Source organism: Vibrio sinaloensis DSM 21326 (assembly GCF_000189275.1).
Lineage (GTDB): Bacteria > Pseudomonadota > Gammaproteobacteria > Enterobacterales > Vibrionaceae > Vibrio > Vibrio sinaloensis.
Map to the genome: position 1 here is coordinate 74513 of NZ_AEVT01000099.1, position 15170 is coordinate 89682.

At 46.1% G+C, this 15170-nt stretch carries 12 protein-coding genes; 3 read left to right on the forward strand and 9 right to left on the reverse strand.

Going from position 1 to position 15170, the window contains the following annotated elements; genetic code table 11:
* Window positions 1-152 precede the first annotated feature (152 nt).
* From RH45_RS18295 to RH45_RS18305, 3 genes are all read right to left on the reverse strand, one after another.
* Entirely contained in the window at window positions 153-1589 is a 1437-nt protein-coding gene (locus RH45_RS18295; RefSeq protein ID WP_008080027.1) for a glyceraldehyde-3-phosphate dehydrogenase, read from the reverse strand.
* A 336-nt stretch (window positions 1590-1925) separates the two neighbouring features.
* Window positions 1926-3005 carry a hypothetical protein gene (locus RH45_RS18300; protein WP_008080028.1) on the reverse strand — a complete coding sequence of 360 codons (1080 nt, stop codon included), beginning with the start codon at window positions 3003-3005 and terminating at the stop codon, window positions 1926-1928.
* Entirely contained in the window at window positions 2980-3429 is a 450-nt protein-coding gene (locus tag RH45_RS18305) for a hypothetical protein (protein WP_008080029.1), read from the reverse strand. Before RH45_RS18305 ends, RH45_RS18300 begins: the two co-directional genes overlap by 26 nt.
* Before the next feature lie 217 nt (window positions 3430-3646).
* Here RH45_RS18305 and RH45_RS18310 point away from each other — a divergent pair, with 217 nt between their 5' ends.
* Entirely contained in the window at window positions 3647-6265 is a 2619-nt protein-coding gene (locus tag RH45_RS18310) for a hybrid sensor histidine kinase/response regulator (protein WP_008080030.1), read from the forward strand.
* Here the strand turns inward: RH45_RS18310 and RH45_RS18315 are convergent.
* Window positions 6248-6700 carry a dCMP deaminase family protein gene (locus tag RH45_RS18315; RefSeq protein WP_008080033.1) on the reverse strand — a complete coding sequence of 151 codons (453 nt, stop codon included), beginning with the start codon at window positions 6698-6700 and terminating at the stop codon, window positions 6248-6250. The two genes, RH45_RS18310 and RH45_RS18315, sit on opposite strands and share 18 nt — an antisense overlap.
* 968 nt (window positions 6701-7668) lie before the next feature.
* Between RH45_RS18315 and RH45_RS18320 the strand changes: the two genes are divergently transcribed.
* Window positions 7669-8670, forward strand: a complete 1002-nt coding sequence (locus RH45_RS18320; RefSeq protein WP_008080035.1) for a porin — start codon at window positions 7669-7671, stop codon at window positions 8668-8670.
* Between the two features lie 273 nt (window positions 8671-8943).
* On the opposite strand, the gene RH45_RS18325 is transcribed toward RH45_RS18320, so the two are convergent.
* The 4 genes from RH45_RS18325 to RH45_RS18340 all read right to left on the reverse strand — a co-directional run bounded on the left by RH45_RS18325 (window position 8944) and on the right by RH45_RS18340 (window position 13335).
* Window positions 8944-10290 (reverse strand): magnesium transporter, encoded by a 1347-nt coding sequence (locus RH45_RS18325; protein WP_008080037.1) that lies wholly within the window; start codon window positions 10288-10290, stop codon window positions 8944-8946.
* A 75-nt stretch (window positions 10291-10365) separates the two neighbouring features.
* Window positions 10366-11688, reverse strand: coding sequence for an ABC1 kinase family protein (locus tag RH45_RS18330; RefSeq protein ID WP_008080039.1), 1323 nt, complete (start codon window positions 11686-11688; stop codon window positions 10366-10368).
* Between the two features lie 100 nt (window positions 11689-11788).
* A complete protein-coding gene (locus tag RH45_RS18335; protein WP_008080041.1) occupies window positions 11789-13012 on the reverse strand; it encodes an HlyD family secretion protein in 1224 nt (407 codons plus the stop codon).
* A complete protein-coding gene (locus tag RH45_RS18340; RefSeq protein ID WP_008080042.1) occupies window positions 13012-13335 on the reverse strand; it encodes a hypothetical protein in 324 nt (107 codons plus the stop codon). Before RH45_RS18340 ends, RH45_RS18335 begins: the two co-directional genes overlap by 1 nt.
* Window positions 13336-13441: 106 nt before the next feature.
* On the opposite strand from RH45_RS18340, the gene RH45_RS18345 reads away from it, so the two are divergent.
* Complete coding sequence (locus RH45_RS18345) at window positions 13442-14449, forward strand: AraC family transcriptional regulator (protein WP_008080044.1); 1008 nt, start codon at window positions 13442-13444, stop codon at window positions 14447-14449.
* 9 nt (window positions 14450-14458) lie between these two features.
* Here the strand turns inward: RH45_RS18345 and RH45_RS18350 are convergent, their stop codons facing one another.
* On the reverse strand, window positions 14459-15112 hold the full coding sequence (locus RH45_RS18350; RefSeq protein ID WP_008080046.1) for a pyridoxamine 5'-phosphate oxidase family protein: 654 nt from the start codon (window positions 15110-15112) through the stop codon (window positions 14459-14461).
* Window positions 15113-15170 lie beyond the last annotated feature (58 nt).

Consider the following 15170-nt stretch of genomic DNA (forward strand, 5'->3'; position numbering starts at 1 on the left):
ATGTGTTTTGCTCACCGAGATACTGGGTAAACAAACCAAAAAAGCCACTCTCATCCAATAAGAGTGGCAAAAACGGGGGATTATTATACGTTATTATGTTGTGGAGATTTGCCTCTCGCTGAAGCGAAAGGCGATATCCGGATTGTTGTCGTTTATTGAGTCGGGAAGGTCTTGTAACGAACTCCCATCATCTGCTCCATGCAGTGAACAACTTGGCAGCTGTAACCAAACTCATTGTCGTACCAAATGTACAGTACACAACGGCTATCTTGGGCGATGGTCGCAGCACCATCCACGACACCAGCAAAGCGAGAGCCAACCAAATCAGTGGAAACAATCTCGGTTGATTCGGTGTAATCGATTTGAGCGGACAACTCAGATGTAAGTGCCATTTCGCGTAGGTAAGCGTTGAGCTCTTCTTTGTCTGTACCTTTTTCTAGGTTCAAGTTCGCAATCGCCATTGATACGTTTGGTGTAGGAACGCGAATCGCATTACCTGTTAACTTGCCAGCAAGTTCAGGAAGCGCTTTTGCGACTGCTTTGGCAGCACCAGTCTCGGTGAGTACCATGTTGAGTGAAGCGCTACGACCGCGACGTTCGCCAGAGTGGAAGTTATCGATTAGATTCTGATCGTTGGTGAACGAGTGAACCGTCTCGATGTGACCTGAGATAACACCATACTTATCGTTAACAGCTTTAAGAATTGGCGTAATTGCGTTAGTTGTACAGCTCGCCGCAGAGATGATTTTGTCTTCCGCTTGAATGACATTGTCGTTAACACCAAATACTACGTTTTTGATGTCACCTTTTCCTGGTGCTGTAAGCAGGACTTTCTCTGCACCTTTACAGTCAAGGTGTTGACTTAGGCCTTCAGCATCACGCCAAACACCGGTGTTATCAACAACGAGCGCATTGTTGATGCCGTAAGCTGTGTAGTCTACTTCTTCCGGTTTGTTTGCGTAGATAAATTGAATGTAGTTGCCGTTGGCGATGATGGCTTTGCGCTCTTCATCTACGATAATGCTGCCATTAAACTGACCATGAACAGAGTCACGACGAAGCAAGCTTGCGCGTTTCTCAAGATCACCTTTTTTACCGCCACGTACTACGATAGCACGCAGTCTTAGTGGGTAACCCGGACCGTTCTTCTCAACCAACAGACGAGTGAGCAGGCGACCAATTCGGCCAAAGCCGTACAGTACAACGTCACGAGGCTCAGTCACAGTCTTACCGTCCATTGCGCCCATTAAGCTAGTGTGAAGGAAATCTTTCACACCATGAGCGTCATCTCGGCCTTGCCAGAACTGGTGAGCCAGTTGTCCTACGTCAATACGACAAGGAGACAACTCCATTTCTGACAAAGCTTTGATTAGAGGAAGAGTTTGTTCTGGAGTGAGAGGTGTACCTGTGTAACGGCGCGCTAGACGGTGGGTTTTGATGATGTCTATCGTCGCTGCGTTGACGAGTGTTTTACCGAAAAGTAATACTTCTACGCCTTTTTGACGGTAAAGCTGACCAAGTAGGGGAGAAATTGATTCCGCAATCGTTTGGCTAGTTTGCCAATCTAATAGATGTTTCTCTGGACTCATGTTTCGTTTGGACCTTTCACGTTTTGGGGACTGACTCTACTTTGCTTTGTAGGGAGGCAGGTAGAGATTAATAATCTATGTGTTATTTTTGTAATTTTTATGCGGCAGGATTGTAATGCCTAACATCTTATTCTGCTAGAAAAAATAATATCAGCAAAAATGGCTGTCTAGAGGGCGTTTAATAGCGGTTTTTTAGGGTACGTCTAGTTGGATAGGCTTATTGACAAATTCAATCGAGTTAAGTTATTTCGAGATAAAAAATACTCACGCCGCATTTTTCGTGCAACAAGATTGTATCGATTCAATATTAACTGTGATCTTTTTGGGCCTATCAACTTAAAAAGTAAACGAAATGCCAATAGAGATCAGGTCGACTTTAGAAGCAAACGGTTGCTGCGGGTTTTGAGGCTCAGTAAATTCGCCACTGATGATATTTTTTCTCCCAGAAAAGCGTTGCCACTCAACTGACGTGTTAATTTGTGGCGTAAGATCGTAGCGAAAACCAACCAAGTAACTTTCGAAAGCGCGATTTTTTCGCGCTTGGCCGTACTGAATATAAGGGGTGAGCTGGCCTAAATGGTAATCTAAGCTGACATACCAGTTGGCGTATAGTTCGCTCTCCAATAGGGTTTCTGCTTGAAGATGCAGCGCGTCGGTAAGGTAATGGCTCAATCCCAGTGAAACAAAGGTGAGTTCATAAGTGTCATCACCAGATATCAGTCCTTCTTGCTCTGTTTTTATTTCAGAAAAGGCCAAGTGAAGCAGAGTTTCTTCAATGTAGACTTCGGCCGATAAACCAAACGCGTACACAGTATCTAGAGTAAATTTATCGCCATAAAGCTCGAAGTCATCCTTATCAGGAATCGCGATGTAAGGGTTAATAGAGACTTGAATCTGATCATTAACGAGAAAGCTCCAATCTGCGGATATGCCCTCGTAATGAGTAATACCTAGGTTATTGTTGTACACCGTCGAAGGCAGACGTAACCAAGGATAGGCGCTCGAGACATAGTAGTACTCGGACATAATGTACAGTGGTACCCGAAGGCGTCCAGCTTGAACTCGAACACTGTCGAATGCGTACTCAATGTACGCGCGCTCGAGTTCCGGTGACGAGAACTCATCTTGGGGGCGTTTTATTACCTGTACCGCCGTCCGCAGTTTGGTAGTGATTTGCCAATTGAGCTGGAAGCCCAGTGTCGTATCGCAATCGAAACACCACTCGTCAGTGATATCTCGCGAAAACAGAATGGGTGTTTCGTTGTCGGTTTTGGCAGCGCTTATCGTGCCAAAACCACTCAGTTGTATGTTATCGCCCAACTGTATTTGAGCAAGGCTGACTGGTGGTACTGTAAGCGCTGCTAGGGCAAGCAATTGCGCTCCCCAGCTTTTATGGTTGAAGTTCGTATATGACATATGCGTCCTCGGGTACAAGATGGCTTGGGACATACGCAACGCCATTCTTGTTTTGTTTAAGCCAACTGATGATTTCTTGTTTTGATTCTTGTGCGATTTCAAACGGCGCTATCGCTTTACCGGAGAAGGACTGCTTGGCCCAAATTGCGTTCATTTGGCTTGGGCTCTTGTTCAGCAACAGACGATAGAATTGATCACGGTGTTTCGATTTTTTAGGCAGGTCCATGAGTCGGGTTGGCAAGCCGTCAATGTGAGACAGCCTGCCCCGATAGAGCATTTTTACTTGATTGGTTCGAAGCGCCTGTATCTCTTGATTAAAAGTAATCAGAACTAGCTGCTCTGCGAGAACGTTCGCCGATGTGAGTAGTAGACTGACTAACAACAGCGCCAAGGCGAAAATTCTACCGTAGTAGTTAACCGTCAACGTTGAGCATTCGATCTGAAGTGGTACACGTTTATCGTGAAACTTGCCATGTGAGTCGTGTTCTCCTTTCCCTAGCTAACGGCTTGACCACGTCTTGGTGGCAGCGTTTTCCAACGTTTAATTTTAATGAAGATTGGCGCTTGCGGTGAACAAACGCTAATACTCTTCTACACTTAAGTTTTTGGTATGCACATTTGATTCAAGGATTGAACTCAAAATGCTTCTGACAAGAATGTCTATAAAAAGCCGCTTATTGATACTGTGTCTATTACCAACCATAGTTATCATTTTACTAAGTGCCAACCTCGTCAATCAGCTACAAGGCAGACTTCACAGCTATCAGCTGGTGGATGAAAAAAATGCCGCTATCAATTTGCTTACCGAATTTTCCAAACACAACTACTCCGCGTTAAGCCGTCAACTTAATGGGCAACAAAATCAAACCTACGTTGCGCTTGCCAACCAAACCTTGCAACAGTTACTGGCTTTAGAAAGGCGCAGTGAGCGAGAGGCCAGCTCTGTTAGCTACATTGAAGAGTTAATGCAATTGTTTCCCGAACTGAGTAAAGCCGGTCGTGAAGAGACAATAGAGTTAGGACGTTTAATTTATACGGTGTATTACGACCTTTATGCCTCTGTGTTGTCTCGAGATAACATCAACCTCAGTACCGATGTCCATAAGTTGGATCTTATTATCAGTGACTTGAGCTGGTTGCATTTTTGGATGGAGCGCGAAGCTTGGTTAGTGCAGGAAATTCAAGTAGAAGGGTGGCCATACAATGTCTATGCACCTGAGTATTTTAGAATCAGTGAACGTCAACGGCACTACCTCGATAAGTTTATTACCCTCGGTGCCGATAGCGAGCAAGTAGAGTCTTTGCTGGCCATTTTTACCAGCCAAGATTTTCAAAAGAGCACCTACGTTCGAGAGCAAATTTTGTATAACCGCTACACCCTCGATCAGCTAGGTCAGGCGGTTTCAGTCGTGGAGCTGCGTAATAAGTTGGTCGAGCGCCAACTGCTGCTCTTTTCTCGTCATCTACAAAATGAACTTGGCGCAGAGATCAAATACAGCCAGCGCGCGATGTGGGCGATAGCGGGCGTAGGCATTATAGCCATGGTCATTATGTTTGCGTGGGGAACCAGTACTTTATATCGCATTAACTCCAAACTCTCACGGATCTTGCAGGTAATGAGTAACTTACGGGGTAGTAGCCACGTTGAGCAAATTCCGATTGATGGTCGCGATGAGTTTGCTAAGTTTGCGACTGAACTTAACTATACGATAGCCAAACAAAAAGCGTACGAACAAGACTTGGTGAAGGCCAAAGAGCACGCTGAAGCGGCTAATCAGGCCAAGAGTATCTTTTTGGCTAACATGTCTCATGAGATCCGCACTCCGCTTAATGGCATTATAGGGATGACTGAAATCTTAGCAGACAGCCATTTGAGTGCGGCGCAAAAAGACATTCTCAACGACGTTGATGCGTCTTCCCATGCGCTGCTTGTACTCATTAACGACATCTTAGATTTGTCGAAAATTGAGTCGGGAAATTTGGCGCTTTCTCCACATATGGCCAGTGTTCGGGAAATCATCTTTGATACCGTCAACATGGTTAACAGCCATGCGTTAAAACAGGAAGTGACACTCCATGTCGAGTTTGCTGACCATGTGCCGAACCACCTTGAACTAGACGAATTTCGCGTCAAACAAGTGTTGATGAACCTGATGAGTAATGCGATTAAATTTAGTCCTCAAGGTAATGTGATTATGCGGGTTTCTGTCGTTGAACATCATGGACTGAGCATCGAGGTAGCCGATACAGGTGTTGGTATTGCGGAAGACAAGTTAGCAGAGATCTTTAAACCCTTTACTCAGGAGGATGGCACGATCACTCGCCGCTTTGGCGGTACAGGGCTAGGGTTGACCATCTGTAACCAATTGGTCGACTTAATGAATGGACAGATCTCTGTTGAATCTGGCCTTGGAGAAGGCAGCCGATTTACGTTTACTTTGCCTATGGTCGAGCCCGAGACTAAGCCTTCGATTCCTCAATATCCCCTCAAAGCGTTGTTTATCGCCAACCAAGCGATTCACCAGCAGTTAGCGTATGCGGAAAGCGTCCGTTTAGGGTTAGTGGTTACTCAATGTGAAAATTGTGAGCAATTGGATGACCTGCCAGATGAATATGACGTTATCTTATATTGCTTAGCAAAGCATACGAAATCGCGGACCGATCTCTCCCAACTGCGAGCCCGTTTTCCCTCTGCGGATATCATTGGCTTACAACATCACCTCTATCCCGCATCGGATCTTGAAGGCTTGCTCACCAATCAAATCGCCTTGCCAATATTAGGCAAACGTTTTGAATCGGTATTAAGCCAATGCCAAAGTGATTCACGATTTAAAATTGCGCAACGTGACAAGCTTGTTTCCCAACCGGATGTTGGTGTGGTTAAGCGTGTGCTGATCGTTGAAGATAATTTGATGAATCAGAAAATAGCGAGCTTCTTCCTGAGTAAAGTAGGGATTGATTTCACCATCGCGAGTAATGGACTTGAAGCGGTTAACTTAGTGAAAGCAGAGCAAGAATATTGCGCAATTTTAATGGATTGCATGATGCCCATTATGGATGGACTCACTGCCACTCAGCAGATCCGCCAATGGGAAGAGGAGCAAAATCGTCCGCGTGTGCCGATTGTCGCGCTAACAGCCAGCGTGTTACCTGAAGAGATCCAAAGCTGCTTTGACGCCGGTATGGACGCTTACTTGCCTAAGCCGTACAAGTCTAAGCAGCTGTTCGATATTTTTGAGCGCTTACACGTCACCTTCTAGGTCGCTGAGCGGCAGCCAGTTTACTTTCACACCCGCTTGAAGAAACATCTCTTGGCTTACTTGGATTTTGTCACCCCAACGAGAAAGGAAGTCTGGTGTTTGCTCTGGACAGTGCACCGCCGAGATACCCGTTTGGATGATCTTTGCTGCGCAATTAGGACAAGGGAAGTGAGTGACCCAGATTTCGCAGCCGTCTAAATCTCGTTTCGCGAATAATATGGCGTTTTCTTCAGCATGAAGCGTCTTTAGATATTTCATTTCTCTATCATCAGTCATGGCGCTGTCAGAGATACCATGCGGATAGCCGTTGAAACCAACTGAAACGATGCGATTCTGTTTAGTAATGACAGCACCTACTTGAGTAGACGGGTCTTTACTCCAAGAGCCAACAAGTTCAGCCATTTGGTAAAAGCGTTGTGCCCATTTCGTTATCATTAAGTCATTCCTCTGCGAGTCGACGTCCTGCTCAGTCCATTCATAAGCAGGTTTTAGTTAAATGTGATAGAGATCAGCTAATAATATCCTCATTTCCTCAACGTTAGTCCAGTAAAAACCTTAGCGGTGTGCCTCCTTTTTATTGGTTTAGCGTTTTTTGAGTGATTTGGATCACTAATACACTCTGCGTGATAATCATCTTGATAAGGCAAAATACCCTGTATGCTTGTGCGAGATCTCTCACAAGGTCGTGAGCAAAATGAGAGTTATTGGCTAAGATATTTTTCAAAACCTCTTCTAAGTGATTGATTATAATTGCTATGCTTGTTTTGTGAGCGATTGGTCGAGCGCAATTTCTTGCAAATCGCCGTTGTGAAAAAACGCCAATCTCATAATCTTAAGTTGTCAGCAGGGAGCAGACACGGAACAGGAAAGACCCAAGGAACGGTCATCTTCAGGACGAAGATTCGATTATTCAGGATGAATAATTGGCATGGAAAGCGAAGGACATTGGCTGGACGCTAGTAACTAGGATGGTTACACAAGGAAAGACAATGGACGCTTAACGGACTAAGGCAATAGCTATCAGGATGATAGAAACAGGGACACCGCTTAAGGATTAAGTGATGAGAGTTAGCTAGGAAAGCTAACGGGCTGGATTGCCAAGGACACCGCTAGGAAGGCGATGATAAGGAAAGTGCTGAAGGATTCAGCGTACTATCAAGGAATAGATGCAGGGAGCACCTATTAGTAGCCGGATTGCTGCGAGTAAGACTATACCCCACTAGGCGAAAGCTTAGTGGGGTTTTCTTTTATATGCAGCAAATAACGCTTGTCATCAAATACCCATAAAGTTGCCACGCAACTGCCACTTACCAGCAATCAAAGCGTCATCAATCCACTTTAACTTACTGACTAGTCGTTAATATGAGCCGCTGTGCTCAACTTAAAATTACAGGTAAGTAAAGATGAAAAAAGCAGTGTTAGCTTCTGCCGTGATTGCAGTAATTGCATCAGGCTCTACGTTGGCAGCAACGGTTTATGATTCTGAAGGGACTGAGCTGAAAGTAGGCGGTCGTGTTGAGTTTCGCGGAGATTTTATTGGCTCTAAAGGCGCGGAAGTCGAAGGCACAATGGAAGACAAATCGCGCGCTCGACTGAACCTAAAAGGCAAGACGGACCTCAACGATGATCTGACTGGGTTTGCTGTGTATGAAGCGGAGCAGGGAACAGGGAAAGACTCGTTTGAAAACCGCTACATGTACGCCGGGCTTGAAACTGGTTTTGGGGAGTTCTCTGCTGGGCGTCAAGACACGGCAGCGGTATTGATTACCGATCTGACTGATATTTCTGAATTTTCGGGTTTACAGCAATATATAGATGCGGCTTCAGACAAAGAAGACAGCACGTTTGCTTACCGTGGTAAGTTTGATGCCCTACAACTGCAAGCGAGCTTTACTGCCAATAATGAGTCGGACTCTGATGGATTTGGTCTCGCCGCATTATATGCGTTACCTATGGGGCTCGACCTTGGCGCTGCTTACTCCAAAGCCGACCTGAATAAAGACTACCAGCAGTCCTCTGCCTTGTTTGGCGCTGCATACAGTTTGGATGCGCTCTATCTCGCGATCACATACTCATTCGGTGACAATGATAACTTGGATCAAGATACCCCCGCGAACTCACACAAGAGTGAATTTACGGCTTTGGAAGCCGCCGTTGCGTACAAATTTACGGATCAAATTACGGCTAAGCTGGTTTACGGCAAAGCGGAAGACGAAAATACGGATGCGAAAACTAAAGCCGATTCAGCCGACTTTTTTGAAGTGGTTGGTTACTACAAATTCAATGGCAACTTATCGAGCTACGTGTCGTATATGTCGAATGGTTTGAAAGAGGTAAAAGATGCCGATGGCGTTGTCGTGTCCGGAGAAGATACGTTACGTCTGGGTATTAAATACGGTTTCTAACGTAATAAAAAGAAAAAAGCCAATCTCAAACTTGGCGAGATTGGCTGATATAAGTGTGAACAAAATGGTTCACTAACAACGTCAGTTGGCTAGGTGACCCTCGGCTTAATAAGGGTCACCATATCTATTGCAGTATATGTGCCAACTTTAATAGCACCTAATTGCTCTATTTTTCATCGATTCTGACGGGTTTTGACCAGTTTGGTTGCAAGTTGCAATTGCAAAATGCAAATGACCACAGTTTTGCTAATGATAAAAAGCATAACTTGCCCGTTACAACATGACCAAACTGGCGGTGCCTAAAAAGGCAAAAAAGCCGACGACATCAGTAACAGTGGTCAGAATCACGGAACCCGCGAGGGCTGGGTCTAGCTTCAGTTTGTCGAGGGCAATCGGAATTAAAACACCGAACAGCGCCGCGGTAATGATGTTGACGATGATCGCTAGCGCGATCGTCGAACCAATAATGGCCGACTGAAACCACAGCCCTGCCAATGCGCCGATAATGATGGCCCAAAGCAGTCCGTTAATTGAGCCGATACCAATTTCATTTTTTAGTAATGCCCAACGGTTACCGGGGGTGATTTGGTTCAGTGCCATCGCACGTATCATCAAGGTTAGAGTCTGACTTCCTGCGATACCACCCATTGATGCCACGATCGGCATCAACACCGCGAGCGCGACGACCTGAGCGATAACGTCTTCGAACAAACCAATGGTGACGGAGGCTAATATTGCCGTCATCAAGTTGATCCCTAGCCAAACTCCACGTTTTTGAGAGCTTCTGACGATAGGCGCAAACAGGTCATCGCCTTCGTCCATACCTGTACCCGCCATTAAGCGAGCTTCGTAAATCTCACGTTGGTTACTCAGGGCAAATTGCCAATCCACCTCACCCACAAGCAGCTGCTTATCGTCGGTGACGGGCATGGCTGACAACGAGGAGTGCTCTAGTGCCTCGATGCTTTCAGCGAGACTCAACTTAGCGTCTAAGGTCACGACATTCTCAAGAGCGAGGCTCTTTAGTCGCTCGTTAGGCTCAGCGCGTAAAAGATCGATATAATTTACTACACCACGAAACTGCTTACGCTTATTAATCAGGTAAATTTGCTGCGGTGCATCGTAGCTATAGCGTTCCATCAGCAAACGCGCTTTTTCAGCCGAAATGCTAAACGGCAGTGTGACGACTTTTCGCTCCGCCCAGCGTCCTAGTTCGTCGTCTTCATATTCATTCGCTTGATCGTAAAGTTCTAACTCGTCTTTTTCGATCAGGCTCAGGGCTTCATTGATGATTTCTTCAGGCAGAGAATCTGCCCACTCAATCAGAGACAAATTGTCGAGCTTGGCCAAGGTGAGTCTGAGCTCGACTTCTGATAGTTGATCAATAATGGAGTGTCTAACTTCAGCACGAGCTTCGGTGAGCACCTCAATGTGCAGTTCAAGCGGTAGGCTGCGCCATAAACGTACACGCTCTTCGATAGGGAAAGCTTCTAATATCAATGCAACGGCACCTGGCTCAAGGCCTAGCTCGATAGAGTCGTTAAGTATCGTGACTTGGCTGGCATCGTCAGCTTGAACAATTTGCTCGATCAGAATAGAGAGGTCTTGGAACTGGCTCACAGAGCACCTCGACGGTCAGTTAAATCGGTTAAAACTGTCCATCAAGGTACTCGAAAGTTACAGAAAAACAATACCCTATTTGGTATTTGCCATAAGATAAGGAGTGACAAGTTGATGGATGTTGACTTTTGCATCGATTCGCGCGGCCAATAAGTACATTCCGCCTATTTTCCGATGTAAGAAGAGTGCATCTGCAGGGGGAGTATGCCAATAATCCTGCTCCATACTTAGTACGGTCCCCGCCTCACGTATGCGTTGCGCGAGCCCACTTTGTTTAAAATCGTATTCTTCATCGATCAGCATGGGTTCACACGCCATTTTCACTAGGTTCAAAATGGCTTGGCGTTGACTCGATCGAATATCCTGGCTAAAAAAGCCTATCTTCTCCAGAGCTTGATTTAATGCACTTTCATTATTGTCGAGTACCGCTTGAAAGGCGCAGCGATAGCCGTTGCTGAAACGTTCGTCGTATTCTCTGGTGGCGCCAAAATCAAGTAAGCCGATCTGTTTCGTCTCTTCCATATACAGGTAATTTGCGAAGTTGGGATCAGTTTGTACCATGCGAAACTCGAACAACTCTTTAAACAAGAGATCGATAAGTTGATGCATGACATGATTTCGGGTTTGCTGATCTTGCTCACCAATCGACTCAATCGTCTTGCCTTCGATAAAGGCCATAGTAAGGACGGAATCAGAGCTGCTTTGGTCAACGATTTTCGGCACAACGAAATGGGGGGTACCTTCGAGCACATGGTGATAGCGCTGAGCGTACTTTGCCTCTCTAAGATAATCCGCTTCATCGTGCAGTTGCAGCTTTGCCTCATTGAGCAACCCTTTGTAGTCGACGCTGTCTGGAATTAGCCCGACCATTTTCAGCAGAGTCCCTACATTATCAACGTCGCTGTCTATGCTTTTTCTCACACCTGGATACTGCACTTTTACGGCGAGCTTGGTTCCGTCGTCACTGTACGCTTGATGTACCTGACCAATGGAAGCGCTTGCGATGGGTTTAAAGTTAAAAGCAAGGAAACCTTCCTTCCAGTTGTCTCCCAATGCGTTGACCAAGGTTGAATTAAGCTGCTTTGCAGGCATTGGATCTGCGTCTGATCGTAGCCGAGACAATATTTCCGCGAGCTCAGGCTCTAAAACATCTCCTGCATCCATCGACAACATTTGTCCCATCTTCATTGCCGCGCCGCGCAAATGGGCAAGTTGGGTAGTCAGTCGGGTGATATTTTGTGGCGTGAGAAGCAGATCTTTGGCTTTGGGTTTGTTGCCTTGGGCGATCTGTTTTGTGCCTTCTGCGATGACGTTACCGGCGACTCTGGTGGCGAGCGAGGCAAACTTGCTGAATCTGGATAGACGATGGGTAGGAAGGCTTCTTTCCTTTGCTGACATACTGTTCTCCCGATAACTGATTCTTGTTATACGGCAAAAGCGCCACTTTGGATACAAAGCTGATAGAAAAAGCCGCCTCATTGTGAGGCGGCTGATTCGGTTAGATAGAGTAGAAGAAGTAGAGCTGAGATTTCATGCGAATAATGATACCGCGAATCACATCGAGAAAGGCCATGAAACCGATTGGCTTGTCACCACTGACCCATGCTAAACCGACTGAACCGACCGGAATGTCGTAGCCCTCAGGCTCTTGAATCTTTAATCGGACAAAATGGTGTTTGTTTTGCAGGTTTTGTCCCGTTGTTTGCCTTACCGATTGGTCTAAGCCTAATAGGTTGCTTTGTGCTTCACCTGTTCCTTCAACAATGCCCTCGACTTCAGCAGTGAATATTTTCCCGGGATAAACCGAAGAGGCAAATTCTGCAGCCTGTCCGGGTTTAACGTTGCGAATCGCTTGGTGATTGACGCGCATAAGAACGTACTTCTCTTCAGTGTACATTTGCAAGCGTGGCATCATGGATACGCGTTGACCTTCTCGGAGAATAAAGTTGGTCACGAAACCATCGGTTGGTGCGTATACTTTGGTGCTGTCGAGATCCCATTGAGCTTTCGCTAGCTGTTCTTTGGCTTTTTGCCAGTCGGCTTGTTTACTTTTTACCGCCAGCTCCGCTTTGCTGATCGCGAGCTTTGCTTTATCCGTCTCGACTTGTTTCGTCTTGAGCTGAGATTCTATGGTTGTGATGTTGTGTTGCGCTTTGGCCACCGTCGTTTCTTGCTTATCGATGTCGCTGTCAGTAATGGTGTTTTTCACCACGCGGTTTTGCTCTTGATAGCGCTTGAGCATTTTCTTTTGCAGATCGTAATCCACTTTCGCCATCGCAAGTTGGCTTTCGGTCGTTTTCAGATCTTGCTTCATCGACGCGTAGCTTGCTTTGGCAATCGCGATGTCTTCTACGGCAACGTCCATTGCAACTTGCGCAGCGTCTTCGCTGACCTTGGCTTGGTTAAGCGCAATCTGATACTGGGTCGCGTCTAGCTCATAGATCAGCTGACCTTGTCGGATTTCTTGGTTAGGGGCGATATGGATCTTGTCCACTTTACCCGTTACGTTGGCCGAATCTGGACGCAACTGAATATGCGGAGACTGAACCACAGAGCCGCCTGAAAGATCCATCGGTGTAAAGTTAATGAGACCAACCCAAACGAACAGTAGCCAGGATGCCCCGCCCAAATAGGCGAAGCCTTGAGTAAACTTGTTCCAAGGCATGCCCACAAGACGAAGTAGATAAATGAACAGCGCCCATACCGCTAAACCTTCTAACATTATGCGTCCTCTTTTTGATCTTGGTGCTTCGGCGCATCACGCCAAGTGTCACGTAAATTAACGATCGCTTTTTCCATATCGACGAACGCAAGGATTACGGCGATAACCCAAACCCAGTGCCAAATAAATCCAATCCATGTGAGTGCGGTTATCAATCCAATTTGATGGTGGTCTTTACTGTGAGCTTTATTGATTGGCAGTTCGTGAAACTTCCAAAAGCCATAAATGGCAGCGCCAATCGTGCCAAGTAGCACAACGGCAGCGACCACGTGCAATGCGGTATCCGCTCCGGTTCCAACAAAAGGGACGCTTAATAGACTCATCTAGGTCTCCAGTCTTTAACAGTGCGTTAATTGTGATCTAGATTTGCGATATTCCGTTTTTTGTGACAGATTCATTCAAATGTGAACGGTAATTGATGTGATCAGTATGAACGATGTTCGATTTATGCGTGCGCTAGCCATCAGGCAAATCCATATGATGGCCAAGCACCGATATGGTATCAGTGATAATGAGTTGCATATTCCCGAGAGTGCGTTGGAAAACCCAATGACACTGCTGCCAATCTCAGAAGTGAACCGCTGGTTTGAAACAGTAGAAAAACGCAGTGGTAATCCGGACTTTGTCCTCGATATCACCAAAGAGGTTGAGTTAACGCGACTTGGTGCGATTTCACGTTGGCTGTTCTCTGGCCATGATCTGGCCTCCACTTTTCGTCGGATTAACTACGGATTGAGTGCATTGCAGTCGGGGGCTTACTTATCGGGTGCGCAAAGTGGAGCAATTCTTAAATGGGTCTATCAAAATCCTTTTATAGAAGCACAGTGCAAAGTTCATGACAGTGTGCGTATCGCAGTTGTGATGACTAAGATCCTCCGCAGTTACATTGACCCAGATTTTGTGCCGCTGCGTGTGATGTTGTCGGGCTCACGCAAAAATAGCGACAAGTACCAAGCCTTTTTTGGCTGTGATATTGAATGGAGTCACTCGAAAACTGAAGTGTGGTTTCACTCTGATTTGCGTATGGCAACCAAGCCCCACACTAAGTTGTCCCAAAAGCGATTGGCGATGAATTTTTCCGATTTGGATGAGTTTCTCAATATGCCCGAGCCTGATGACGAAGTGAAAGTGATCTATGAAATCATCAACTACAGCTGCCACTATGGATTGCCTACGCTAGAACGAGTCGCTGGTTTGCTCGGACTATCGACTCAGCAGTTCCAGCGTCGGCTACACGCCGTTGGGATGAATTTTACTATGGTGATGGGGTATGTTTTGAGTAACACCGCAGTTAACCTGATGGGGCGGGGAATGAGTATCGAAGATGTGGCTCTACGACTGGGTTACCAAAACTGCGCTAGCTTTAACCGGATGTTTAAAAAGCATCGTGGATTGACGCCAAAACAATATCAGCAGCAATTCCACGACCTTGTTTAATCAATAGCGCTATGTATACCAGCGATGGGTATAAGCCGCACTGTAGTCAGGTTCCTCTAGGCTTTGACACGCTTCGACTGGCTCTAGTGGACCAACGACGGTTCGATAAGGCAACACGCCTGCCCAAACGGGAAGATCAAGGTCGGCTCTATCGTCATTTACGCCATAGTTACTTACTTTCACCGAGGCTTCACTAAGCGGCATTTTTAACACTAACGTTGCTGCCAGTTCTTTATCGCTACTGAGTCTGACTTGCTGCGTTCTGCCCGGCGCAATGTGTTCAATAAAGTAATTGAGAACTCGATCTTTCTCGTCTTTGTTTTCGACCTGCTCGAAACCGCCAAACACCACAGCAGAGCGGTAGTGAGCACTGTGATGAAACGCCGAGCGCGCCAATACCCATCCATCAAAAAGAGTAAAGGTGACACAAGTTTGTGCGCCTTGCTTGAGGGAACGCATAAGTCGGCTATTGTTAGCTCCATGTATGTAGATGTGGTCGTCAACACGCCAAGCCAGCATCGGAATAATGACCGGGCCACTGTGTTCAACGATAGCAATATGGCCAATTAAGCTTTCATCAATGATTTGATTTAGTACCTCAGTATCTAGCACGGCTTTATGTTGAGCTTTGTTTACTTGGCTTCTTTTGGTTGTCGATAGCATTCGATAACTTCCTTTGTGTTTGAGCTGATAGCTTGCAAGTTAACCTTTAAGTGGTACT